Here is a 22,855-nt window from a genome sequence, read left to right as displayed (position 1 = left end):
CGGAGACGGTTGGATTAACTCGCGGCTTTGAGCTCTGCTAGGGCTGATTTGATGACTCTAAGCGCCGAGCGCATCAAGAACCAGACTAAACCGGCCGCTACGACGATATCCGGCCATCCGGAGCCGGTTAGCCAGACCGCGCCGGCGGTGACGAATACCGAAAGGTTAACGGCGATGTCGTTTCGCGAGCATTCCCATACCGAACTCATGTTTACGTCTTCATGCCGGTGCCGCCAAAGCAAGAACAGGCAAATTGAATTTGCGGCAAGGCCGAGCAGGCTGAAGGCGCTCATGACTTCGAATAGCGGCGTGCTGGGAACGATTAACTTGTAGATGATTTGACCGGCTACGGAAACAGCGGCGAAAAGAATTAAACCGCCCTTGAATAGCGCGACTTTGGCTTTGGCGCTAGCCCCCTTCGCAACGGCATAAAGGCTGAGGCCGTAGGTCAGGGCGTCTCCGAAGTTGTCTAGACTGTCCGCCAGAAGCGACGTTGAGTCGCCGTATATCGCAGCCGCCGCAATAACAAAAAACATCACCGCATTGATGCCCAGCACGCTCCAAAGCGTTCCGCGCTGTTTTTCCCGTAAAGCCTCCAACGAGCAGTGGTTATCACAGCAGTCGCTCACGGCTAAATCCCCTCAATGTATAAATGGTCGGCGGCGCCGTATCTGTGCGGCGCGGAAACGGGTCAAATTGAATCATCATATCTAAACCCCATTTGAACGGATGCTCTTCTCCATGATGAAATCATCCATAAAGAATCCATCGCCGATATCCTTTTTCACTTCATCCACGATATCGAATCCGCGATATTGGTACCAAGAAATGCTGCCGGCGTTAAACCGGTTGACGGTCAGCCAAAGCCTTCCGATTTTATCCTTAACGCATTTTTGCTCGGCGAAATCCAATAGAGACTTGCCTATGCCCACGCCTCGGGCCGAACGTTTCAGGTAAATTTTGCTGATCATCATTTCGTTTTTTTCCGAATCGGGAATCAAGCTCATGTAGCCTACCGACAGATGTTCGATGCTCGCCAGATAATATTCCCCGCCGCCGGAGATTTGGCTTTGAATGGCGCCGGCACTTTGAAAGTTCCGCAACATATAATCCACCTGCGCTGCGCCGATGATTGGCGTGAAATGCTGAGTCCAAATTTCTCGCGCCAATGCCGCAACAACATTGATTTCATCGGCTGTTTTCACGGGTGTTATTTCGGCGGACACTGGGCTTGTTTTTTCAGAATGGGTGTTAACCGTTAAGGCGAAAGTCTCCTTCCGTCAATTCGGAATAGCCACTAGCTTATTTCCGAACTGTATGGATGTCTAGTTTGCTTTAAGTTCCGATTGGAAGATAAATTTTTATTTTTATATTTCAATAATTGTTGTATAGTTGCCCAATGAATAAAGAACTCGCTACCAAATTGTTTGAATCTTTGGCGTCCGGGGTACGTTTGGATGTTTTTCGCTTGTTGGTCAAGCATGCGCCGACCGGTCTGGTTGCCGGGGAAATTGCTACGGAATTGGCTTTGCCGCCCACCAATCTGTCGTTTCATCTGAAGGCGATGACCCACGCAGGTCTGGTTAATGTTACGCAAGAAGGCCGCTATCAGCGCTACCGGGCCGATTTAACCGTCATGCAGTCGCTGATCGATTATTTAACAGCCGAATGTTGTGCCGGCCATGCCGAGCGCTGTTTCGATAATGGCGCGGCGTCGACTTGCTGCGAATCGGACTGAATTTTTCCACTCTACGAGCTTTGCAATATGAACGTCCTGTTTCTTTGTACCGGTAACTCCTGCCGCTCTCTGATGGGCGAGGCAATATTCAACCATCTTGCGCCGGACGGTTGGCGTGCCATCAGCGCGGGCAGCAATCCCTTGGGCCGCTTAAACAGTCGCGCGGTGGCCAAGCTTGAAGAAAAAGGCATATCGACCGAGGGTTATTACAGCAAATCCTGGAACGATCTTCCCGAAACGCCGGATATCGTTCTCAGCGTGTGCGGTAACGCCGCCAACGAAGTTTGCCCGGCTTATCTGGGCCCGGTCATGCGCAGCCATTGGGGCGTGGAGGATCCGTCACATGCCGAAGGCACGGAGGACGAAATCGACGCGGCTTTCGAGACCGCTTACGGCATCTTGCGCTATCGCATCGAACAATTTCTGGCTTTGCCGCTGAACGAATTGAAAAACGATCCTGATCGTTTGAAAGCTGAGCTCGATCGCATCGGCACGTTATTACCCTAAACAACCGGGATCTCTATCATGACTACGATACAAATTTATGACCCCGCCTTATGTTGCAGCACCGGCGTTTGCGGCACGGATGTCGATCAGCAATTGGTGACTTTTTCGGCTGATGTCGATTGGGCCAAACAAAACGGCGCCCGGGTCGAACGCTTCAATTTAGCCCAACAGCCGGTAGCCTTCGCCGAAAACGCCGTCGTCAAAGCCTTTCTGGAGCGTTCCGGCGCGGAAGCCTTGCCGGTGATTCTGGTCGACGGCGATATTGCCTTGGCCGGCCGTTATCCCAGCCGATCCGAACTGGCGCGCTGGGCCGGGATCGACCTCAACGCCAACGCGGAAACCGAATCAAGCTGCTGTTCCGGCGGCAAATGCTGTTAATCGCCAATTGCGTTTATGGTCATGGCCGACATGAAATTTCTGGCTCAAGCACCGCGCTTTCTGTTTTTCACCGGCAAGGGTGGGGTCGGCAAGACTTCGATCGCTTGCGCCTCGGCGGTCAATTTAGCCGATTCCGGTCGCCGGGTGTTGCTGGTCAGTACCGATCCGGCCTCCAATGTTGGCCAGGTATTCGGCACGGAAATCGGCAACCGGATTACGGCAATCTCCGATGTGCCCGGCCTGTCGGCGCTGGAGATCGACCCGCTAGCCGCCGCTCAAGCCTATCGCGATCGCATCGTCGGTCCGGTACGCGGCGTGCTGCCCGAAGCCGTCGTCAATAGCATAGAAGAGCAATTATCCGGTGCCTGCACCACGGAAATCGCCGCCTTCGACGAATTTACCGCGCTGCTGACCGACCCCGCGCTGACCGCGGACTATCAGCATATCGTGTTCGATACCGCCCCGACCGGACATACCATAAGGTTGTTGCAGTTGCCCGGCGCTTGGAGCGGCTTTTTGGAAGCCGGCAAAGGCGATGCGTCCTGCTTAGGGCCCTTGGCGGGGCTGGAAAAACAACGCAGCCGGTACAAGGCGGCGGTCGAGGCTTTGGCCGACGCCCGGCGTAGCCGATTGATTCTGGTGGCCCGCGCCCAACAAACCACACTGCGGGAAGTCGCCCGCACCCATGAAGAATTGGCCGCCATCGGTTTGCATGATCAATATCTGATCATCAACGGTATCTTGCCGCCTGCCGAAACGGCCGGCGATCCGTTGGCCTTGGCGATCCATCAACGCGAGCAAGCCGCAATGGCAAACATTCCGACCGCACTGCAAACCCTGCCGGGCGACCGGGTCATGCTGAAGCCGTTCAATCTTGTCGGCCTCGATGCTTTACGCCGATTGCTGGTGGAAACGGTAGAGGACGCGCCGGTTTTCGTGGATTCGGCTAACAACGGGGCGGCAGAACCTAGCCTGTCCGACTTGGTCGACCGGATCGCGGCCGACGGCCTCGGTCTGGTGATGCTGTTGGGCAAGGGCGGCGTCGGCAAGACCACGCTGGCGGCCGCCATTGCGGTTGAACTGGCGAGACGCGGCTTGCCGGTGCATCTGAGCACGTCGGATCCGGCCGCGCACTTAAACGAAACCTTGAACGGCGCGCCGGACAATCTGACCGTCAGCCGTATCGATCCGCAACGCGAAACCGAGCGTTACCGTCAGCATATTTTGGAAAGCAAAGGCGCCAATCTGGATGATCAAGGCCGGGCGCTGCTGGAAGAAGACTTACGCTCGCCGTGCACCGAAGAAATTGCGGTGTTTCAGGCTTTTTCCGCCATCATCCGCGAAGCCGACCATCGATTTGTGGTCATGGACACCGCGCCGACCGGGCATACCTTGCTGTTGTTGGATGCGACCGGCGCTTATCACCGTGAAGTCGGCCGGCAAATGGATGGCAAACGCGAGCCTTACAGCACGCCTTTGATGCGCCTGCAGGATCGCAAGCGAACCAAGCTTCTGATCGCCACGCTGGCGGAAACCACGCCGGTATTGGAAGCGGCCGAACTGCAAGACGACTTGAAACGGGCCGGCATCGAGCCGTGGGCTTGGATCATCAACAACAGTGTGGCGGCAGCGTCGGCGAAATCGCCCATATTGCGGCAACGGGCGGCGAATGAGTTGCGCGAGATCAACGCCGTTGCAACCCGCCATGCCCAACGTTATGCCGTGGTGCCCTTGGCGCACCAAGAGCCGGTCGGGCCCGAACGCCTGCTTGACCTCGTTCGCAAACGCTCAATATCCTCCATGACCAAACTGGATTGACCCGCGTGCAGCCGGCACCAGCTATCCCGTAACCACTTTCATATTAAGCATGAACGCGCCTCATCAAACGAATACCATGACCGACAAACAACACGATATGGGTTTTTTCGAACGCTACCTGACGTTATGGGTAGGCTTGTGCATAGCCACCGGCATTTTGCTGGGCGCCTATGCGCCGGAGCTTGCCAATACGCTGGACGGCATGAGTATTACCGTCGACGGCGCGCCGGTCATTTCCATCCCGATTGCGGTCTGCCTTTTCTTCATGATGTACCCCATCATGGTCAAAATCGATTTTACCGAAGTGGTCAAGGCCGGTAAGAGTGTCAAACCGGTCACGCTGACCCTGGTAGTCAACTGGTTGATCAAACCATTCACGATGTACGCGATCGCCTATCTATTTTTAGGTATTCTGTTTCGGGAGCTGATCGGCACCGAGGCGGTCGACTTGGTTAAGATGCCGTTCGGTCTGGATTTGCCGGTTGGCAGCCGGTATGGTGCAGGTACTGTGGTCGTGCAGGATGGCGTAAAAATGCTGACCGTGCCGTTGTGGCGCAGTTATCTGGCCGGCTGCATCTTGCTGGGCGTCGCCCCTTGCACCGCCATGGTGTTGGTTTGGGGCTATTTGGCCAAAGGCAGCGCCGGTCATACCCTGGTGATGGTGGCGATCAATTCGTTGACGATGCTGTTTTTATACGGCTTGATTGGCGGATTTTTGTTGGGCGTAGGCAAATTGCCGGTACCTTGGCAGGCCTTGTTATTGTCCATCAGCATTTATGTGGCCTTGCCGTTGCTGGCGGGCTTTTATTCCAGAAAATGGATCATCGCCCACAAAGGCCTGGATTGGTTCGAACAGAAGTTTCTGCATTTATTGACTCCGATCACCATCATCGCCTTGTTGGTGACCTTGGTGTTGCTGTTTTCCTTCAAAGGCGAAGTGATTACCGCCAACCCGCTGACCATCCTATGGATAGCGATACCGTTGGCGATCCAGACCGTTTTGATCTTTGCGCTGACCTACGGAGCCGCTAAACTCTGGGGTTTTTCCTATCAAAATGCCGCACCTTCGGCGCTGATAGGCGCATCCAATCATTTTGAGGTCGCTATCGCCACGGCAGTAATGCTGTTCGGGTTGTCATCGGGCGCGGCTTTGGCTACCGTGGTGGGCGTATTGATAGAAGTGCCGCTGATGTTGGCCTTGGTCGGTTTTTGTAAGCGCACGCAACATTGGTTTGCCGGGAGCAGTTTATAGCTTGTCCTAAGCTTGGTTTCACAGTTAACAGCGGCAGTCCGGATTTACTCTGATCAGTCCAATCAAGAAAGGCACCGGGACTATGAACCAATACGAACAAGCCAAGGCAAAAGCCGCGATGGCCTACAATATGGCGGCGGATTATTTCGATCATCCGGTCGCTTCCTTCTGGCACGGCTTCGGCCGAAAAACCGTGGAGCGCATCGCTTTACGTCCGGGCGAATCGGTGCTGGATGTTTGTTCCGGTAGCGGCGGGTCGGCTTTGCCGGCCGCAGAATACGTTGGTCCCAATGGAAAAGTGATTGCCGCCGATCTGGCTGAACGGCTGATTGCGTTGGCTGAAACTAAAGCCAGGGCCAAGCGGCTTGAGAACATCGAGTTTCGCGTGGCCGACATGCTGGATTTGGGCTATCCGGACGCCGGTTTCGATGCCGTGGTGTGTGTCTTTGGAATATTTTTCGTGCCGGATATGATTGCGGCGGCCCGGGAATTATGGCGCATGGTCAAGCCGGGAGGGCGTTTGGCGATCACTACCTGGGGACCTGATTTGTTCGAGCCGGCGAACGGCGCTTTTTGGGAGGCGATCGGCAACGTACGGCCCGATCTACAGCGCAGCTTCAATCCGTGGGAGCGCATTTCAAATCCCGATGGTTTGCGGCGGATGCTGGCCGCAGCGGGAGTCAATACCGATAATATCGTTGCCGAGTCCGGCTCGCATCCCTTGAATTCGCCGGAAGATTGGTGGGCCATCGCGATGGGCAGCGGTTACCGAGGAACGCTGGCGCAATTGGACGCGGAAACCTTTGCGCAAGTGCGTGACGTCAATTTGTTACGGCTGGATGAAGAGCGAGTCCGGTCGATTAGTACCAATGTGGTCTATGCGGTAGCTGCGAAACAATAACGACCGAGTGGGGGCGCCAATGCGATATCACCGGCCACTATGCGTGTGCTTAAGCGTTCACCGTTTCCACTTGAGTGAGTATTTCGCTGGATGCCAGTTGCAATCCGCGTTTATAGTAATTGCAAGCTTGATCCTTATCGCCCTTGGCATACATCACGTCGGCCAATAACTGGTAGGCGCCTACCGACGAGTCGCCATTCAGGCTCTTTAGCAAATACTGCTCCGATTTTTCCATTTGCCCAACTTTCAGCGCTAATTTGCCCAACACTTTTAACAGGGCCGGGTCGTTCGGGTAAACCGCCAGCCATTTCTCGGCCGCCTGCAATTGTTTACCGCTGTGTTCCGTTTCGATATTGGCGTAAAGTTCCAGTGTTGTGGAGTCCCAATGTCTACCGAGCTGTTCGATCACGGTTTGTTCGATGTCGTGGCCGGCGCCGGCGTTGATCATCGCCGCAAAATAAATATTTGCAATGCCGGATAAGATTTTAATGTGTTCCGGAATATCATTCCAACAGGCCTGTATCGCCGCCGCTTCATTTTGTTCGGCCGCTTTTTTCAGCAGACTGCTATAGGCCTGGGTTTCCAGAATTTTTACTTCGGCTTCCATCAGCACCTTATTCTGCTGTAACGAAGGCAGTAAACGGCTCAAGCCTTCCCAGTCGCCTATGTGCTGGTAGGCTTGATGCATCATTTTCAATACGCGGGCGTGGCCGGGATTGATAGAGTGTAGTTTGCTCAAGGTTTCGATGGCCTGTTCGAATTGTTGTTCCGACATGTGCAATTCGGCTTGGGTGAGGCCGACCGTCAGATTATCCTCGGACGATTGTTCGGCCGCCTTCTGCAAGTATTCGTCGCGTTTATCAAACGCGCCGCGAGATTGCGCGGCCCTTGCCGCCGTCAGATAATGCAGCAAAGGCGTTCCGCTATTGGCCGCGTGCTTGATCAGGGTTTTTTCCGCGCTTTCCCAATTACCGTCGGCGGCGTCGAATAAACCCGCAATCAAGGCTTCCTGCGAGCGATTGAATTTAACCGAGCGGCGGTGTTTCGCCAAGCGGCTAGGCAGGCGCAACAGCGCGCCCAGTAGACGAAAAAAAGTATATAACACGAAAAAACCAATCACTTGCGCAACTGTATATACGGTTAGCGAAGTCTCTAGCGACCAGTGGCCGAAACCGATGAGTACGTAGCCCGGATCGTTATGCTTCGCCAACCAACTATGCAGCGCATAAGCGACGGCCACCGCAGTCAGCAAGGAGATAAGAAAATAAATGACGTTTCTCATGACAGAACTCGTTTATTGTTGGCCGTTTGCCGGTTGTTGAGCCTGATCGGGAGCGGGTTGTGCAGGCGTGTCGTTCAATAGGGCTTTGTCGGTTTCCAGGCGTAATTTGCTGATGTCTTTCAACAGTTTCAATGAGCCGCTGACATCGGGATATTGGCTATGCAACCGCACGGACGCCAGCTTATCCATTTGCGCGGCAAAATTTTCGGTTTGTTGATTCTCGGCGAAATTTTTCAATAACCAGGCTTTGGCATCGGCGATACTGCTTTTGAACAAGGTATCGTTTTGTTGCACCAAGGCAATTTCGATCATTTCCAATCTGACCTTGAGCTGTTGCTTGATGAAGTGCGCTTCTTCGGGCGTCAGCACGGCATTAACCGGTTGCTCGGTATGTCGCAAGACGACATAGCCTTCCAATTGTTTGGCGACCTGTTCCAGAATTTCGTGGCCATGTTCGGATAAGTCTTGTTGAGCGGGCTCCTTTTCGGGTTGTTTGCCGGCGTGCGGTAAAAATACCGAAAGATTTTCTACCTCATCTTGTAGATGCTGAATGCTGGCATAAATGCCGACGATATCCGGCTCTTCGATGTTATTCAACGCAGCGATTTCTTTTGCGATTTGCTCGCGAACTTTAAATACCGAGGCATCTCCGCTTTCTCTGAGGCGTTGATCGGCCGCTTCCAATGCTTCGCGAGTCGTGTCGACGTCGCCGACTAAATGTAAGCGCTGATTCGCAACGCTCAGCAAATATTCGGCATCGGCGATTAGCCAGTCGCCGCGCGTTTTACCCAACTGACGCTGTAATGCCAGTATCGATGCTTCCAGTTCTTTGCGCGTCGTACCCAAACGCTCTTCGTGCAGCTTGGAAAATTCGGCCAAGGTTTGGGTGAAATGATTGTCTTTGCCGGTCATTTCGGCATTCACATTGGCAATTTGGGATTGAAGATTAGATAGCTGCTGTTGCAGATCATTCAGTTCTTTATCGACTTCGATTAATCTCAAGCTTTCTTCGCTGCTTTTGCTATCCTGCGTGGCGCGCAATTGCTGCATGAAATAGAAGCCGGCAGCGGCCAGGCCGACTACCAATGTGATAGCGATGATGCCGATCCATAGACCCGAATTAGACTTTTTAACCACGACTACCGGAGCTTGCTTTTCTTGTTGTTGTTCAATTACTTCGGTCACTGTTTTCCCCGCAAAATAACATCGTCAATGTCTCTAAAATGGCCGCATCTGTCGGCTGCCGGCTGACTGAAATGTGTTCAAAACTCAATTTTTGGGCTAATTGCCCTATTCGGTTGCTGACCACAATTAGCGGCAGCTTGCGCAATAAAGATGCCGTCGTCCGGTCTAACAATGCCAAAAGATTTTGTAGCGCTTCGCTACTGGTGACGGTGCTGGCCGCCAGCTTGCCTTCTCGTAACGGTTTGATCAGCGTGTCATTGTTAGTCTTAGGACAGCAGCGCCGGTAAACCTCTAAATAATCTACGGCGGCCCCTCTTTCTCTTAAGGTTTGGGCTAGTTTTTCCCGGCCGCCTACACCGCGCACGATCGTAATTTGTTGTCCGACAACATTTTGCATGATTGGTTCGGCCAGCAAACCTTCGCTGCTGAATTCTTGTTCGGGCATGCATTTTACGTTTAATCCCGCTTGGCGCAGAGCCTCCGCCGTCGCCTGGCCGATGGCAGCCAGTTGCATCGGCCGAAGACGGTCTAATTCGACGGCAAGCGTTTTCAACCCAAATTCGACGGCATTGGCGCTGGTAAATATCAACCAGTCGCCGGCCAGCGCTTTCGTTATTGCTTCCATCGTAACCGAGGCCGGTCGGATTTCCAAAGTCGGAAAGCATAGCGCTTGTCCCCCGTGTTGCTCAATGAGCCGGCAAAGTGTGCCGGCTTGAGCTGCGGGGCGGGTAACGAGTACCAAAGCGCCATTTAAGCCGTTCATCCGGAATATAACTCGCGTAGTATCCTGTCGGCGCCTTGGGCCAACAAGTCCTCGGCCAGCGCCCGTCCCAATTGTTCCGCTTGATTCAGCTCGCTGTCGGCAGCGGCGCGATATATTGTGGAACCGTCGGGGCTGCCGACCAGGCCGCGCATGAACAAGCGGCTGCCGCGAATTTCGGCAAAACCGGCAATCGGGACCTGGCAGCCCCCGTTCAATCGGGCGTTCATCGCGCGCTCGGCGCTCACGCGGATACTGGTCTGCTCGTCATGCAGGACTTTCAAATAATCGTGTATTTCGGCATCGTCGATACGACATTCAATACCGATGGCGCCTTGGCCTATGGCCGGCAAACTTTCGTCGGGTGTCAGCCGCGTCGTGATACGTTCGCCCATGTCCAATCTTATTAAGCCGGCAGAGGCCAAAATGACGGCGTCGTAGTCGCCGGCATCCAATTTGGATAAGCGCGTATTGACGTTGCCTCGCAGACTCAAGATTTCCGCCTGCGGAAATTTTTGCTTAATCTGACATTGTCTGCGTAAACTGGAAGTGCCGATGCGGGCGTTGCCGGGCAATTCAGCCAAGTTCTTGAAACGATTCGATACAAATGCATCCGTGGGATCTTCGCGTTCCAAGATCACCGCAAGATGCAAACCTTCCGGAAACTCCACCGGAACGTCTTTCATTGAGTGCACCGCGATATCCGCACTGCCTTCGAGCATGCCTTGTTCCAGTTCTTTGACGAACAGTCCCTTGCCGCCGACCTTGGCCAGCGGCGCATCCAAGATTTTATCGCCGCGGGTAACCAACTTTACCAATTCGGTTTTGAGACCGGGAAAAGCTTGCTGCAGCCGTGACGCGACGTGTTCGGCCTGCCAGAGTGCGAGCGGGCTTTGTCGGGTTGCAATGCGAATAGTTTTTTCAGCCAAAATAGCTCCTGCAGAATCATGACGAAATTCGATGGTGACGTCGTTTTCGCTAATATATCCGGGAAATAAATATTCGTATTGTAATCCGATTCGGCGATGAAATTCTTTAGAACTTGTTACTTTTGCGCAACATTGTTTTAAATTAAGAACCGAGTAAGCGCTTGATTTGTACTGTGACGGTTTCTTAGAATGCCTAACTTATCGAGCCGGAGCCTATAGATGAGCGAAGACAAGGGATTTATCCCATTAAATATAGCCGTGTTGACAGTGTCCGATACCCGCACGGAAGAAAACGATGTTTCCGGTTTGACATTGGTTACCGGGATAAACGACGCCGGTCATCGCCTGTATGACAAAAAGATTGTGCGCGACGATATCTATCAAATTCGTGCTATTGTCAGCCAATGGATAGCGGATCCGGCCATACAGGCGATTATCAGTACCGGCGGCACGGGCGTGACCGGTCGCGATGGCACGCCGGAAGCAGTGGCGCCGCTATTGGATAAAGTATTGGACGGTTTCGGCGAAGTATTCCGGATGATTTCGTACCAAGAGATTAAAAGCTCGACGATGCAATCACGGGCGATCGCCGGTGTTGCTAACGGCACTTATATCTTTTGTGTGCCCGGCTCGTCGGGTGCTTGCCGCACCGCGTGGCAAGATTTGATTAAGGACCAGCTCGATTTTCGGACACGGCCGTGCAACCTGGTGCAGTTAATGCCGCGTTTACTGGAGAAATGATGCAAGCCCGTTTTTTGTTAATCGCGGCCATGGCCGGTTTTACCGGCGTGGCGATGGGCGCCTTCGGCGCTCATGGTTTAAAGCACGTGCTCACCGAACATTATTTAGAGGTCTATAAAACAGCCGTGAATTATCAGATGTGGCATGCGCTGTTATTGGCCGTGGTTGCAGCGTTGCCGCAGCAGCGGCTATTGACCTGGGCGGGCTGGTTGTTGATTACGGGTATTGTATTGTTTTCCGGTAGTCTTTATATATTGGCCATCGGCAAAATAGGCTGGCTGGGTATGGTCACGCCGTTTGGCGGCTTGGCGTTCTTAGCGGCTTGGGCCTTGTTGGCCTTTATTGCGTACCAACATCGGTGAGGTTGAATCATGGCGCTTCGGCCTTCGGCACCCTCTCATAAATTGCCCGATTTGGATAGCCGCGAAGAGAAGTTGCCGCAGCCGGAAGACGAACTAATCAAAATACTGCATCGCGTCATTCATTTTGCGGTCAGAATATTGGCGGTGTTGATGACCTTGGTGATTTTATGGGGTGTGGCCGATGTGGTCCACGTGCTGTACCAAAAGTTAATGATGCAACCTTTTTTGTTGTTGACGGTCACCGACATTTTGGCCGTTTTCGGTTCGTTTTTAACGGTATTGATCGCGATCGAAATCTTCATCAATATCACGGTCTATATCAAATACGACGCTTTGCCGATTAAAATGGTCGTCGCTACCGCCTTGATGGCGATTGCCCGAAAAGTCATCATGTTAGAGATCGAAGATTTGGATTGGCATTATGTCGTCGCGATGGCTGCCGTCATCGTGGCGTTAGGCATGACCTATTGGCTGATTTCCTTTAAACCCAAACCCGTTTTTCAAGACGAGCGATAACTATGCGCGAAGCAACGCCTCAAACGATTTATTTAAAAGATTACACGCCGCCCGAATATTTGATCGATGACATTGAGCTGAGCTTCGAGTTGGATGAGGAGCGGACTTTGGTGCGGTCGATTTTAAACCTGCGCCGCAATCCCGAAAGCCGAGCCGACGGCGTGTCTCTGACCTTGATGGGCGAGGAGCTGGAATTGATCAGCGTGGCCTTGGATGGCCGTCCGTTGGCGCAAGGCGACTACGACCTCGGACCGGAGTCCATGTGCATACATCAGGTGCCGCAAGACAAGTCGTTCGTCGTCAGCATTGAGAACCGTATCAACCCAAAAGCCAATACGGCATTGGAAGGCTTATATCTTTCCAACAGTATGTTCTGCACCCAATGCGAGGCGCAAGGCTTTCGAAAAATTACCTGGTTCCTGGATAGGCCCGATGTGATGACTCGGTTCAAAACCACCCTGATCGCCGATCCGCAGCGCTATCCGGTGCTGCTATCCAACGGCAATAGGGTCGATCTGGGCGAATTGGATGACGGACGGCACTGGGTCAGATGGGAAGATCCCTTCGCAAAACCCTGTTATTTGTTCGCTTTGGTCGCGGGACAATTGGAGTGCGTGAGCGATGAGTTTGTGACGATGAGCGGCCGCCGTATCGAGCTGGAGATCTTCGTTGAACGCCATAATATAGACAAATGCGCGCACGCGATGGAGTCGCTAAAAAATGCGATGCGTTGGGATGAGGAAACCTACGGGCTGGAATACGACCTGGATTTATACATGATTGTCGCCGTCGACCATTTCAACATGGGAGCGATGGAAAACAAGGGATTGAACATCTTCAACACCAAGTTCGTATTGGCGCGGCCCGATACCGCGACCGACAGCGATTACGAACATATCGAAGGGGTGATCGGCCACGAATATTTTCATAACTGGTCGGGCAACCGGGTAACCTGCCGCGACTGGTTCCAGTTGAGCTTGAAGGAAGGCTTTACGGTATTCCGCGATCAGCAGTTCAGTGGCGACCGCTCTTCGCCCGCCGTCAAGCGCATCGAAGATGTCAACATGTTGCGCACCCGTCAGTTTGCCGAAGATGCCGGGCCTTTAGCCCACCCCGTTCGGCCCGAAGCCTATATGGAAATCAACAATTTCTATACGCTGACGGTCTACGAAAAGGGCGCGGAAGTCGTGCGCATGCTGCATACTATTTTGGGCGCCGAAGGCTTTAGGAAAGGCTGCGATTTATATTTCAAGCGCCACGACGGGCAAGCCGTGACTTGCGATGATTTCATCAATGCGATGGAATCGGCCAACAACGTCGATTTTACTCAGTTTCGCCGCTGGTATTCGCAAGCCGGAACGCCGGTACTGTCGGTGGAACAACATTACGACGCCAATGCAAAGCAACTGGATTTGATCATCAAACAAAGCTGCCCTGTGCCGAATCAGGCGGAGAAACCGCCTTTGCATATCCCGGTTAAACTGGGATTGCTCGCTGCCGACGGGTCGGCGGCAGCCATAAAACTCGATGGCGAGACTCATCGGGAAGTGACGCTGAATGTGACCGAAGCCGAGCAAGTTTTTGTTTTTCATGATTTGCCGTCTGAGCCGGTCGTATCGTTGTTGCGCGGTTTTTCGGCGCCGGTCAAAGTTAAAATGTCGCGCACGTTAGAAGATTCGGCGTTTTTGATGCGATACGACAGCGATAGTTTTAATCGCTGGGAAGCCGGGCAACAGTTGGTCGTACAGGTTATCTTCGGACTGATCGAAGACCTGCAGCAACAGCGCCCTTTGCATTTGAATGCCTTGGTCATCGAGGCCTTCCGGCATTTATTAGCGGAAGAAGAGGACGATTTGTCCTATCAGGCTTTGTTGTTGGCGCTGCCGGACGAAAGCTATCTGGCCGGGCAAATGGACGTGATCGATGTCGATGCGATTCACCATGCGCGGGAGTTTGTCAAAACCACCTTGGCCGACGCATTGCGGGACGAGTTCAAGCGCGTGTATCTGATTCATCATCGCGACGAGTCCGGGTGTTTCGATGCCGGCGCGGTCGGTAGACGCCGGTTGAAGAACGCCTGTTTGAGTTATTTGATCAAGCTGGAAACAGCGGAGACCCAGCGCATGGCGGAGCAGCAATACCGTAACGCCGGCAATATGACCGACCAAATGGCAGCCCTGTCGGCTATCGTCAATAGCCGGCACCCGGCTAAAGTCGATTGCCTGGATAGCTTTTATCGGCAGTGGCAGCAAGAGGCCTTGGTGATAGACAAATGGTTTACGTTGCAGGCCACCAGCATTATGCCGAATACCTTTGCCACCGTGCAGCGATTGATGCAACATCCGGCCTTCGATATGAAAACGCCGAACCGGGTTCGCTCCCTGATCGGCGCATTCAGCCAATCCAATCCACTGCATTTTCATGCTAAAAACGGCGAGGGTTACCGGTTTTTAGCGGATCAAGTATTGGCGTTGAACAGCTTAAATCCGCAAATCGCTTCACGCATGGTGACCGGGTTGGCGCAATGGCGCCGTTACGATGGCGAGCGGCAGGAATTGATGAAACAGCAATTGCAGCGTATCGTTGCTACGGAGCGTCTGTCCAAGGATGTTTACGAAATTGCTAGCAAGAGTTTGGCGTAGTTGTCACAATCACGTAAACTAATGCCGAAATAATCCCATTTTCAACAACAATGAACACACGTACCGCGCTGGTCGAACGCAACACCCTGGAAACCCGGATAAAGGTCACCGTTAATCTGGATGGCGACGGCAAGGCTTCCTTCGAAACCGGCGTGCCTTTTCTCGATCATATGATGGATCAAATTGCCCGTCATGGCTTGATCGATATGAATATCGTTTGCCGCGGTGATTTGCATATCGATGCGCATCACAGTGTCGAAGACATCGGTATCACTTTGGGGCAGGCTTTTGCGAAAGCCTTGGGGGATAAAAAAGGGATTTACCGCTACGGTCATGCCTATTGCCCGTTAGACGAATCTTTGTCGCGGGTCGTTGTGGACTTTTCCGGCCGCCCCGGGTTGTTTTACGGTGTGGAATTTAACAGAGCGATGATAGGTTCATTCGACGTCGATTTGCTTAAAGAGTTTTTCCAGGGCTTCGTCAATCATGCCGCCGTGACGCTGCATATCGACAATTTGAAAAGCGGAAACGCCCACCATATCGCCGAGACCGTGTTCAAAGCCTTCGGCCGTGCGGTGCGCATGGCTATTAGCCATGACCCGCGTATGGCGGGTATCATGCCTTCAACCAAAGGTAGTTTATAATCGTCCCAGAGCTGTTTTCTTCTTAATCCTTAACCTTTATGTCATCAGTTGCCGTTATCGATTACGGAATGGGGAATCTGCATTCCATTGCCAAAGCCCTCCAACATGCCGATGTCAACACCTCGATAGAGATCAGCGCGGACGCCAAAGTCATCCAGGCCGCCGATCGCGTGGTATTCCCCGGCGTCGGTGCGATACGCGATTGCATGCAAGCCTTGTATGAGCTGGATTTGGTCGGACCTATCAAACACGCCGCCCGAAACAAGCCTTTTTTAGGCATCTGTTTGGGCATGCAAGCACTGTTGACCGATAGCGAGGAAAATGACGGTACGGCTTGCTTGGATTTGTTTCCCGGTCACGTACGCCGTTTCGCCGATGATTTACGCGATGAACGGGGCCAATTGCTGAAAATTCCGCATATGGGCTGGAATAGGGTCAAGCAAAAAGAACATCCGTTGTGGCGCGACATTCCGCAGGATAGCCGTTTTTATTTCGTGCACAGTTATTTCGCCAGCCCGGACCGCGGCGAAGACAGCATCGCCACCAGCGAGTATCCAAGGCCTTTTACTTGCGCTTTAGCCCGAGATAACATATTTGCCGTGCAGTTCCATCCTGAAAAAAGCCAGTCGGTGGGTTTGCAATTACTGCAAAATTTTTTGCGATGGGATGGCGCCGCGTAACCGACCGTCGCATTTCGACTTTTTTAACCTTTTGAATTAGATGATTTAAACGCTGGAATAGAACTATGTTGCTGATACCCGCAATTGACTTAAAAGAAGGGAAATGCGTACGCTTACGTCAAGGCCGTATGGAAGACGATACGGTATTTTCTGAAGATCCGGTTGCCGTGGCGGGACGCTGGGTGGCGGCCGGTGCAAAACGCTTGCACCTGGTCGACTTAGACGGTGCTTTCGCCGGCAAACCGAAAAACGCCGAGATCATACACGCGATCGTCGAAGCCTTTCCCGAGGTACCCGTCCAAATCGGCGGCGGTATCCGCGACGAAGATACGATACAAGGCTATCTGGATGCGGGGGTCGAATACGTCATCATAGGCACTAAAGCCGTCAGCGAACCCCACTTCGTGCGCGATGCGGCGATCGAATTTCCCGGACATATTATCGTCGGCCTGGATGCGAGAGACGGTAAAGTGGCGATCGACGGTTGGTCGAAATTGTCTCGGCACGATGTGATCGACATGGCCAAGAAATTCGAATCGCAGGGGGTTTCGGCCATCGTTTATACCGATATTTCCCGAGACGGTATGATGCAGGGCGTCAATATCGAAGCGACCGCCAAATTGGCGCGTTCCGTGACGATTCCTATCATTGCTTCCGGCGGTATCACCAATATCGACGATATCCGCGCGTTGGGTAAGTTCTCGGGCGAAGGCATCATGGGTGCCATCACCGGCCGGGCCATCTACGAAGGCACGCTGGATTTCGCCGAAGCCGTTAAATTAGCGGAATCGTTCGAGTAAATTATGAGCTTGGCCAAGCGCATTATTCCGTGTCTGGATGTCGACAACGGTCGCGTCGTGAAGGGTGTGAAATTCGTCGACATCCGCGATGCCGGAGATCCGGTAGAAATCGCCCGCCGTTACGATAAGGAAGGGGCCGATGAAATCACCTTTCTGGATATTACCGCCACACACGACGATAGGGACACCATCGTGCACGTCGTCGAACAAGTGGCCAGTGAGGTATTCATTCCATTGACCGTGGGCGGCGGCATTCGGACTTTGGACGATATTCGGCGCATGCTGAATGCCGGTGCGGATAAAGTCGGGATCAACAGTGCCGCGGTATTTCGTCCCGAATTCGTTAAAGAAGCGTCCGACCGGTTCGGCTGTCAATGCATCGTCGTCGCGATAGATGCCAAAAAAGTGAGTAAAGACGGAGAAGAAAACCGCTGGGAAATCTTCACCCATGGCGGCCGCAAGCCAACAGGTATCGACGCAGTCGCATGGGCGATTAAAATGACCGAATTCGGCGCCGGCGAGATTTTACTGACCAGCATGGATAAAGACGGTACGAAATCGGGGTTCGATTTGGACTTAACGCGTGCGGTCAGCGAGGCGGTCAGCATTCCGGTGATCGCCTCGGGCGGCGTCGGCAACCTGGATCACCTGGCCGACGGCATCATCGAAGGCAAAGCCGATGCGGTGCTGGCGGCCAGTATTTTTCATTTTGCCGAATATACGATCGAACAAGCCAAACGCCACATGCAATCTCGCGGCATAGAGGTAAGACTGTGATCGCCAATTACTTGGATGAAATCCAATGGACCGAGGACGGCCTGGTGCCTGTGATTGCCCAGCAGCACGATACGGGCAGAGTGGTCATGTTTGCCTGGATGAACCGAGAGTCGTTGGCGCTTACCGTATCGGAGGGTTACGCCACTTATTGGTCGCGTTCCCGCCAGCGCTTATGGCGCAAGGGAGAAGAGTCCGGACACCGGCAAAAGGTCATCGATATACAATTAGATTGCGACGGCGACGTCATATTGATTAAAATTGACCAGGAAGGCGGTATCGCCTGCCATACGGGTCGCGAAAGCTGCTTTTACCGCAGTCTGGTCGACGGCGAATGGCGGACGATGGAACCCGTCCTCAAAGACCCTAAATCCATCTACAAATAAATCACAAAGCCGGCATAGCTCAGCAGGTAGAGCAGCGCACTCGTAACGCGAAGGTCGTAGGTTCGATTCCTATTGCCGGCACCATTTTTATGCTAAAAAATCAATTGGTTATGGCTTTGTGATAAACCAGTCGATTTTTGCTAATTTACCCACTGGGTAAATCACGATGCCAATCGCAACATAGTTACCCCTTCAACCTTAGTCAGCATCTCGACTGCCGTTATCAATTCACCAACTTCTGCTGGCGAATAATGCACCGTGATGTCTCCATCAATGTGATGCATCAACGCTTTTCTGGTTTCCAATGGCACACCCGCAAGTCGTAACCTCCTTGCAAAGGTATGTCTAAGGTTGTGAGGCCCTGATAAAACCTCTTTGCCTACAGGTAACTCCGCTCTTACCCAAGCTTTTTTCCAGGCGGAGTTATACATTCGAACGACCGGTTTCCCCCTGTAACCAAAAACATGCGTGGCAATTTTCCCACGCCGGCTTTCAATTATGTTTCTCGCCGTACTGTTTAGTACCAACAAGCACGGTGTACCATTTTTAGTGAAATCTCCCGGCACTAGGAAGACAGACGTTCCGATTTCAGGAATTTTGATTTCCCATTCCCAACGTAATTCACCAACTACTTTATCCCTAGCACCAGTATTCACAGCAAACATGGCCATTTCAGCCAAATGCGAAGGCAGCTCTTTAAAAAAACGCCGTTGCTCTTCAATGTTCAGTGGATAAGGATGCGCAGTGTCTCCCCAATTTGGGGACCGTAATAAAGGAGCTGTCGGTAACCAAGGATTATTGTCCATGTCTCGCCATACCCGAGAGGCAAGAGACAATATCCTTCTTACAACAGATAACTCCCTATTAACAGTACCGCTTTTAATTCCAAGTTTCTGGCGATGCTCAATGTAGGGCTGTAAGGTGCCTTGATGCACTTGATCAATTCTAAGATGCCCAATCCAAGGATCCAAATTTTCCAAGCACTTGGCATCTCGACTCAAGCTAGGTTTGACCTCCTCGTTTAGAAATTTTGTTGCAGCTTCTCGAAACGTCCGCAGTTTCGGCGCAGCCGCTTCCGTTTTAGCTGCAGCTATCGCTCTATGGTATTCCGCCTCTGCTTCGATTTGCGAGCTCGCTGTAAAGCGGTGGCGAACTCTTCCGATCCCGTCGATCCGTTTGTCGACGGAACCTTTCCCTGTTTTCTTGTCCCAGTACAACCCTGGGAGTTTGTTTCTTGCCATGATGGTTGCTCCTTAACCCTCACGTTGCGGGTTTTATATTCATCTAAAGCGTGATCCAGGTCAAGTCGATCAAAGCCAATACCTTGGTTTCCCATTTGAATTTCGGGAAGATTGGGACGAATCTCACGATCAAACAAGGTTCGCCCCATACCAGAGTAATACTGTGCTTCTGGCAGCCTTAAGATTCTTGGTGGGTAATTACTCGTCATGTTTTAAATTCCGCCAATCAGGCAAAAATAGGCTGTATCTTCCTGGATTCTTACTGCCAACTTGAAAATTAAAAAACCGCCATGCACCTGCTCAATCTCATTTTTTTAGACGTGTCTTGCAAACCCCACACCGCTCAATATGATTCATGCGGGCGCGCAGCAAATTCCAGCAATTACAAACAGGACATCGCGTCAGTTCAATTGTGTTAGCTAATAGTTCTTCAATAATCACACTGGTTTCGGAGAAAGCCAGTTTGCTGGCCGGGTGCATTTTCTTAAAAGCATCAAAAGCATTGATGAGTTGGTAAATACTGCGTTGGTCGATGATGAACTGAGCCTGTCTATAACAAGCAGCAAAGGCTGCAGCCTCTTTATATTGTTGGTTAGTGCGGGTGAGCGCGTGAATGGATTGTTTATTATCACCGGAACGCGCAGAAAACCCATGATATTGACGATAAGCTTTTCTCAGCCATTTGATTGAGATGTTTGTTTCTTCATGAATCATGGCAACACGGGCTTTACGTTTGATGAGTTCAAGGGCCAGTGTTTGTTGCTTGTAATTATCTAACATGACCACTCCACCTAACCCGCAGTGAAAGCCAACAACAAATCAACCAGATCATGGTGACGCTGTCCAAAGCCCTGAATAAATTGCGATGTAAAGCGGGGAGCAAAACATAAACAACCGGATCGGGCGAGAGCCTGCATTTCGTCCATAGACAACTTTGCCACTGCTAATCGCAACTCTTCATCGGCAATTCCCATGATCAAAAGCGCTTGTAGGGCATTTTCTCGGGCTACGGTACGCACCTTTACTAGCCACGCCAGATTCAGATCATAGAGCTCTTGATCAACGGTCTCCTGATTCTGGCTCATCAATCTATCTACAAATTCATCCACTTTGGTCAAGGCATCCTGCATGATCGCTTCTACAGCCGGGCTCATATTGACTACCCGCAACTTGCATTTGAGGAAGTCAGCTCCAAACTCGTTCACCAGCGTGAGGATGGCTTCCTGGAAAAAACCTATAGAGATGGATTCGACCCCTTCAAAGTCCAGTGTCAGGCATTCGTTGAGCAAAAAACATTCTCTCGCTCGTTGTACCAGTTGCATACCATGACAGGTCTGGGGTGTTTTCAGTTTGGTGAGGTGCTTGATGACGACATACATAACAATCTCCTTGTCGGTGGTTAAGTCGTCGACAACCGTGCATCCCGAGCTTGATCGACTTGCCTGCCAAGACAAGCCGCCTTGTAGCGACGTATGTTTTTTTCAGCCCAAACCTCACAAATTGGGCAGCGTTGGTAAAATTTTGGCACTGTGTTCAGTACGATATGCCGGGATTGACAGGTTTCGCATAAAACGAGCCGACTTTCCCGGCTATTTAATTGCTGAATAAGATGCCAAGCACGGTTAATAACCAATAAGTTACCGCGATCAGCGCTAACGCCCAAACCACTGAGATTATTGGCTCGCCGAAATACTTCGCTGTACAGCGCGTAGGCAGCCAAGAATCGCCTAGCGTTGATAGAATTCTGACTGTGGAGTTGAGAGATATCCGCAAAAATGCCCAGAAAAGTCGAAGCATGTAGCGCATTCAGTGATGAACGGGCAATCCAATAAGAATCGTACGGCAACATGCCTGATTTTGATGGGCTGTGATGGGCGTCCTTGTGCAGACGAATCGCCACCTTGCGACCGATGCCACAGAGATGCTGAACGACTGGTGGCCTTGCCCCTAACCGAATGAGTTTGTTCGCCATGGACATCGTTTCCAAAAATTCCGGCAAAGCTATTTCGCTGGGTATCCGATACATTCAGACATCCTCCGCGTTATCAAGCTCGGACATCAGCAATGCGCTATGCACGGACGGTGCCATATGCTGTGGAGTCTTTAGCGGTAATAAACGAATGATGGCCCGACTGTTACCCGCCAATGCCCGCATCTTTTCCACTGTCAATGTTTCCATGACACTGAGCTGTTTCTGATTCAGGCCAAAACGCCAGGCGGCTTCCAGAGCGTTGCTACGGACAGATTCACGAACCAGCATCAGATATTCAAAATTGAGTTGCGATAGATCTTCTTCCAGTGTCGACATTACTTGTCTTCCCGTGTTCGGCAAATTCGTTAGGCCTTATGCTAGGCCCACGCACTGGAAAAATCTCACACGGAAAGTGGTCTGATTTGGGGTACTTTCCTCGCAAGACTTTGCGGGGCGTTGACTGGGAGACGGTGAAAAAACAGGAAAAAGCGGAAGATGCTGGCAATATTTGTGAAGCATTTAACAAAAATGCATCATGATGGAAAAATGCGCCACCGTCTGAAGGACGGGGCGCTGTTATCACATTTTTTTCTTGAAATAGCCTATTAGACCAATCTCCACGTTCTGTGAGGTGTTGGTCTGCCTTGATTGCCCAAAAGCAAGCTCACAACAAGCCATGCTCAGCGAATGAATACACGGTTTCGCCGACGATGAAGTGGTCGAGGACTCGAATGTCAATCAAAGACAAAGCCGCTTTGAGTTTTGCTGTAATCACACGATCGGCCTGGCTGGGCTCGCTAATCCCCGACGGGTGATTATGCGCCATGATCAGAGCCGCGGCATTGTAATGCATGGAGGCCTTCACCACTTCGCGCGGATATACGCTAGCGCCGTCAACCGTACCCCGGAATAATTCATCGCAGGCGATGACGCGGTGCTGATTGTCCAAGAACAGACACACAAATACTTCGTGCTCATACGGCGCCAATTTTAACTTGATACAGTCCTTCGCCTTGTCCGGACTGGTCAAGGCTTCGCCTCGACTAAAAGTGCGGTTGTAGATCTGAATGGCCTCTAAGATGACATCCTGTTCATCGGCCATACGGTAACGATTATTGGTTCCTCGAATGTATAACATGGGCTTTCTCCCGTAATCATAAAATTTGGAGAAAGCAGCCCCTTGCGGAGTGGACTTTCTCCGGAAGGGTTGTAAGAATATTCAAAGCATCGTCAGCGATGTCTGCAGGCGTTGACCGTCGGCAGAACACATTTCGCTAAAGACGCTTAAGCTGACGCCAGTACTGCGTCAGGTGTTTTGGAATGCGTGCTTGTTAAATGGTCGTTCGC

27 protein-coding genes and 1 tRNA gene are annotated in these 22,855 nt (G+C 52.0%); 16 read left to right on the top strand and 12 right to left on the bottom strand.

The window, feature by feature from the left end:
• Positions 1-14 precede the first annotated feature (14 nt).
• Both ACW73I_RS00705 and ACW73I_RS00700 read right to left on the bottom strand, forming a co-directional pair.
• Positions 15-629: a cation transporter gene (locus tag ACW73I_RS00705; protein ID WP_458027269.1), complete on the bottom strand. Its 615-nt coding sequence runs from the start codon at positions 627-629 to the stop codon at positions 15-17.
• 81 nt (positions 630-710) lie between these two features.
• Complete coding sequence (locus tag ACW73I_RS00700; protein WP_458027268.1) at positions 711-1,205, bottom strand: GNAT family N-acetyltransferase; 495 nt, start codon at positions 1,203-1,205, stop codon at positions 711-713.
• 194 nt (positions 1,206-1,399) lie between these two features.
• Between ACW73I_RS00700 and ACW73I_RS00695 the strand changes: the two genes are divergently transcribed.
• The 6 genes from ACW73I_RS00695 to ACW73I_RS00670 all read left to right on the top strand — a co-directional run bounded on the left by ACW73I_RS00695 (position 1,400) and on the right by ACW73I_RS00670 (position 6,594).
• A complete protein-coding gene (locus ACW73I_RS00695) occupies positions 1,400-1,738 on the top strand; it encodes an ArsR/SmtB family transcription factor (RefSeq protein ID WP_458027267.1) in 339 nt (112 codons plus the stop codon).
• Between the two features lie 27 nt (positions 1,739-1,765).
• Positions 1,766-2,245, top strand: a complete 480-nt coding sequence (locus tag ACW73I_RS00690) for an arsenate reductase ArsC (RefSeq protein ID WP_458027266.1) — start codon at positions 1,766-1,768, stop codon at positions 2,243-2,245.
• Between the two features lie 18 nt (positions 2,246-2,263).
• Positions 2,264-2,623 (top strand): arsenite efflux transporter metallochaperone ArsD, encoded by a 360-nt coding sequence (gene arsD, locus ACW73I_RS00685; RefSeq protein WP_458027265.1) that lies wholly within the window; start codon positions 2,264-2,266, stop codon positions 2,621-2,623.
• A 21-nt stretch (positions 2,624-2,644) separates the two neighbouring features.
• Positions 2,645-4,441 (top strand): arsenical pump-driving ATPase, encoded by a 1,797-nt coding sequence (gene arsA, locus ACW73I_RS00680; protein ID WP_458027264.1) that lies wholly within the window; start codon positions 2,645-2,647, stop codon positions 4,439-4,441.
• 49 nt (positions 4,442-4,490) lie between these two features.
• Positions 4,491-5,693 (top strand): ACR3 family arsenite efflux transporter, encoded by a 1,203-nt coding sequence (gene arsB, locus ACW73I_RS00675; protein ID WP_458027263.1) that lies wholly within the window; start codon positions 4,491-4,493, stop codon positions 5,691-5,693.
• A gap of 82 nt (positions 5,694-5,775) precedes the next feature.
• Complete coding sequence (locus ACW73I_RS00670; RefSeq protein ID WP_458027262.1) at positions 5,776-6,594, top strand: class I SAM-dependent methyltransferase; 819 nt, start codon at positions 5,776-5,778, stop codon at positions 6,592-6,594.
• Positions 6,595-6,643: 49 nt separating this feature from the next.
• On the opposite strand, the gene ACW73I_RS00665 is transcribed toward ACW73I_RS00670, so the two are convergent.
• From ACW73I_RS00665 to hemC, 4 genes are read right to left on the bottom strand one after another with little or no spacing between them, the layout of a single operon-like run.
• Positions 6,644-7,876, bottom strand: a complete 1,233-nt coding sequence (locus ACW73I_RS00665) for a heme biosynthesis HemY N-terminal domain-containing protein (protein WP_458027261.1) — start codon at positions 7,874-7,876, stop codon at positions 6,644-6,646.
• Positions 7,877-7,888: 12 nt separating this feature from the next.
• A complete protein-coding gene (locus tag ACW73I_RS00660) occupies positions 7,889-9,061 on the bottom strand; it encodes a uroporphyrinogen-III C-methyltransferase (RefSeq protein ID WP_458027260.1) in 1,173 nt (390 codons plus the stop codon).
• Positions 9,045-9,824 (bottom strand): uroporphyrinogen-III synthase, encoded by a 780-nt coding sequence (locus ACW73I_RS00655; protein ID WP_458027259.1) that lies wholly within the window; start codon positions 9,822-9,824, stop codon positions 9,045-9,047. The genes ACW73I_RS00660 and ACW73I_RS00655 overlap by 17 nt, the downstream gene beginning before the upstream one ends.
• On the bottom strand, positions 9,821-10,750 hold the full coding sequence (gene hemC / locus ACW73I_RS00650; protein ID WP_458027258.1) for a hydroxymethylbilane synthase: 930 nt from the start codon (positions 10,748-10,750) through the stop codon (positions 9,821-9,823). Before hemC ends, ACW73I_RS00655 begins: the two co-directional genes overlap by 4 nt.
• A gap of 219 nt (positions 10,751-10,969) precedes the next feature.
• On the opposite strand from hemC, the gene moaB reads away from it, so the two are divergent.
• From moaB to ACW73I_RS00600, 10 genes are all read left to right on the top strand, one after another.
• The gene (moaB, locus tag ACW73I_RS00645) at positions 10,970-11,491 is read left to right on the top strand and encodes a molybdenum cofactor biosynthesis protein B (RefSeq protein WP_458027257.1); all 522 of its coding nucleotides are present in this window, start codon (positions 10,970-10,972) and stop codon (positions 11,489-11,491) included.
• A complete protein-coding gene (locus ACW73I_RS00640; RefSeq protein ID WP_458027467.1) occupies positions 11,491-11,853 on the top strand; it encodes a DUF423 domain-containing protein in 363 nt (120 codons plus the stop codon). Before moaB ends, ACW73I_RS00640 begins: the two co-directional genes overlap by 1 nt.
• A gap of 9 nt (positions 11,854-11,862) precedes the next feature.
• Positions 11,863-12,369 carry a phosphate-starvation-inducible PsiE family protein gene (locus ACW73I_RS00635; RefSeq protein WP_458027256.1) on the top strand — a complete coding sequence of 169 codons (507 nt, stop codon included), beginning with the start codon at positions 11,863-11,865 and terminating at the stop codon, positions 12,367-12,369.
• Positions 12,370-12,371: 2 nt separating this feature from the next.
• The gene (pepN, locus tag ACW73I_RS00630) at positions 12,372-15,011 is read left to right on the top strand and encodes an aminopeptidase N (RefSeq protein ID WP_458027255.1); all 2,640 of its coding nucleotides are present in this window, start codon (positions 12,372-12,374) and stop codon (positions 15,009-15,011) included.
• A 50-nt stretch (positions 15,012-15,061) separates the two neighbouring features.
• Positions 15,062-15,655, top strand: a complete 594-nt coding sequence (hisB, locus tag ACW73I_RS00625; RefSeq protein ID WP_458027254.1) for an imidazoleglycerol-phosphate dehydratase HisB — start codon at positions 15,062-15,064, stop codon at positions 15,653-15,655.
• A 38-nt stretch (positions 15,656-15,693) separates the two neighbouring features.
• On the top strand, positions 15,694-16,335 hold the full coding sequence (gene hisH, locus ACW73I_RS00620) for an imidazole glycerol phosphate synthase subunit HisH (protein WP_458027253.1): 642 nt from the start codon (positions 15,694-15,696) through the stop codon (positions 16,333-16,335).
• A 65-nt stretch (positions 16,336-16,400) separates the two neighbouring features.
• The gene (gene hisA / locus ACW73I_RS00615) at positions 16,401-17,135 is read left to right on the top strand and encodes a 1-(5-phosphoribosyl)-5-[(5-phosphoribosylamino)methylideneamino]imidazole-4-carboxamide isomerase (protein ID WP_458027252.1); all 735 of its coding nucleotides are present in this window, start codon (positions 16,401-16,403) and stop codon (positions 17,133-17,135) included.
• 3 nt (positions 17,136-17,138) lie between these two features.
• The gene (gene hisF, locus ACW73I_RS00610) at positions 17,139-17,912 is read left to right on the top strand and encodes an imidazole glycerol phosphate synthase subunit HisF (protein WP_458027251.1); all 774 of its coding nucleotides are present in this window, start codon (positions 17,139-17,141) and stop codon (positions 17,910-17,912) included.
• The gene (gene hisI / locus ACW73I_RS00605) at positions 17,912-18,295 is read left to right on the top strand and encodes a phosphoribosyl-AMP cyclohydrolase (protein WP_458027466.1); all 384 of its coding nucleotides are present in this window, start codon (positions 17,912-17,914) and stop codon (positions 18,293-18,295) included. The genes hisF and hisI overlap by 1 nt, the downstream gene beginning before the upstream one ends.
• Before the next feature lie 8 nt (positions 18,296-18,303).
• Positions 18,304-18,379: transfer RNA gene (locus ACW73I_RS00600), tRNA-Thr, on the top strand.
• A gap of 77 nt (positions 18,380-18,456) precedes the next feature.
• On the opposite strand, the gene ACW73I_RS00595 is transcribed toward ACW73I_RS00600, so the two are convergent.
• The 6 genes from ACW73I_RS00595 to radC form a co-directional block, all read right to left on the bottom strand.
• The gene (locus ACW73I_RS00595; protein WP_458027250.1) at positions 18,457-19,536 is read right to left on the bottom strand and encodes a tyrosine-type recombinase/integrase; all 1,080 of its coding nucleotides are present in this window, start codon (positions 19,534-19,536) and stop codon (positions 18,457-18,459) included.
• A gap of 306 nt (positions 19,537-19,842) precedes the next feature.
• Positions 19,843-20,316 (bottom strand): FlhC family transcriptional regulator, encoded by a 474-nt coding sequence (locus ACW73I_RS00590; RefSeq protein WP_458027249.1) that lies wholly within the window; start codon positions 20,314-20,316, stop codon positions 19,843-19,845.
• Between the two features lie 11 nt (positions 20,317-20,327).
• Positions 20,328-20,915 carry an STAS-like domain-containing protein gene (locus ACW73I_RS00585; protein ID WP_458027248.1) on the bottom strand — a complete coding sequence of 196 codons (588 nt, stop codon included), beginning with the start codon at positions 20,913-20,915 and terminating at the stop codon, positions 20,328-20,330.
• A gap of 20 nt (positions 20,916-20,935) precedes the next feature.
• Positions 20,936-21,562, bottom strand: a complete 627-nt coding sequence (locus ACW73I_RS00580; protein ID WP_458027247.1) for a FlhC family transcriptional regulator — start codon at positions 21,560-21,562, stop codon at positions 20,936-20,938.
• Complete coding sequence (locus ACW73I_RS00575) at positions 21,563-21,844, bottom strand: flagellar transcriptional regulator FlhD (RefSeq protein ID WP_458027246.1); 282 nt, start codon at positions 21,842-21,844, stop codon at positions 21,563-21,565.
• 328 nt (positions 21,845-22,172) lie between these two features.
• The gene (radC, locus tag ACW73I_RS00570; RefSeq protein ID WP_458027245.1) at positions 22,173-22,646 is read right to left on the bottom strand and encodes a RadC family protein; all 474 of its coding nucleotides are present in this window, start codon (positions 22,644-22,646) and stop codon (positions 22,173-22,175) included.
• Between the last annotated feature and the right edge of the window lie 209 nt (positions 22,647-22,855).

It is taken from the genome of Methylomonas sp. MgM2, from assembly GCF_054172045.1.
Note: the sequence above shows the minus strand (reverse complement) of the source record. Positions and strands in the feature narration are given on the sequence as shown.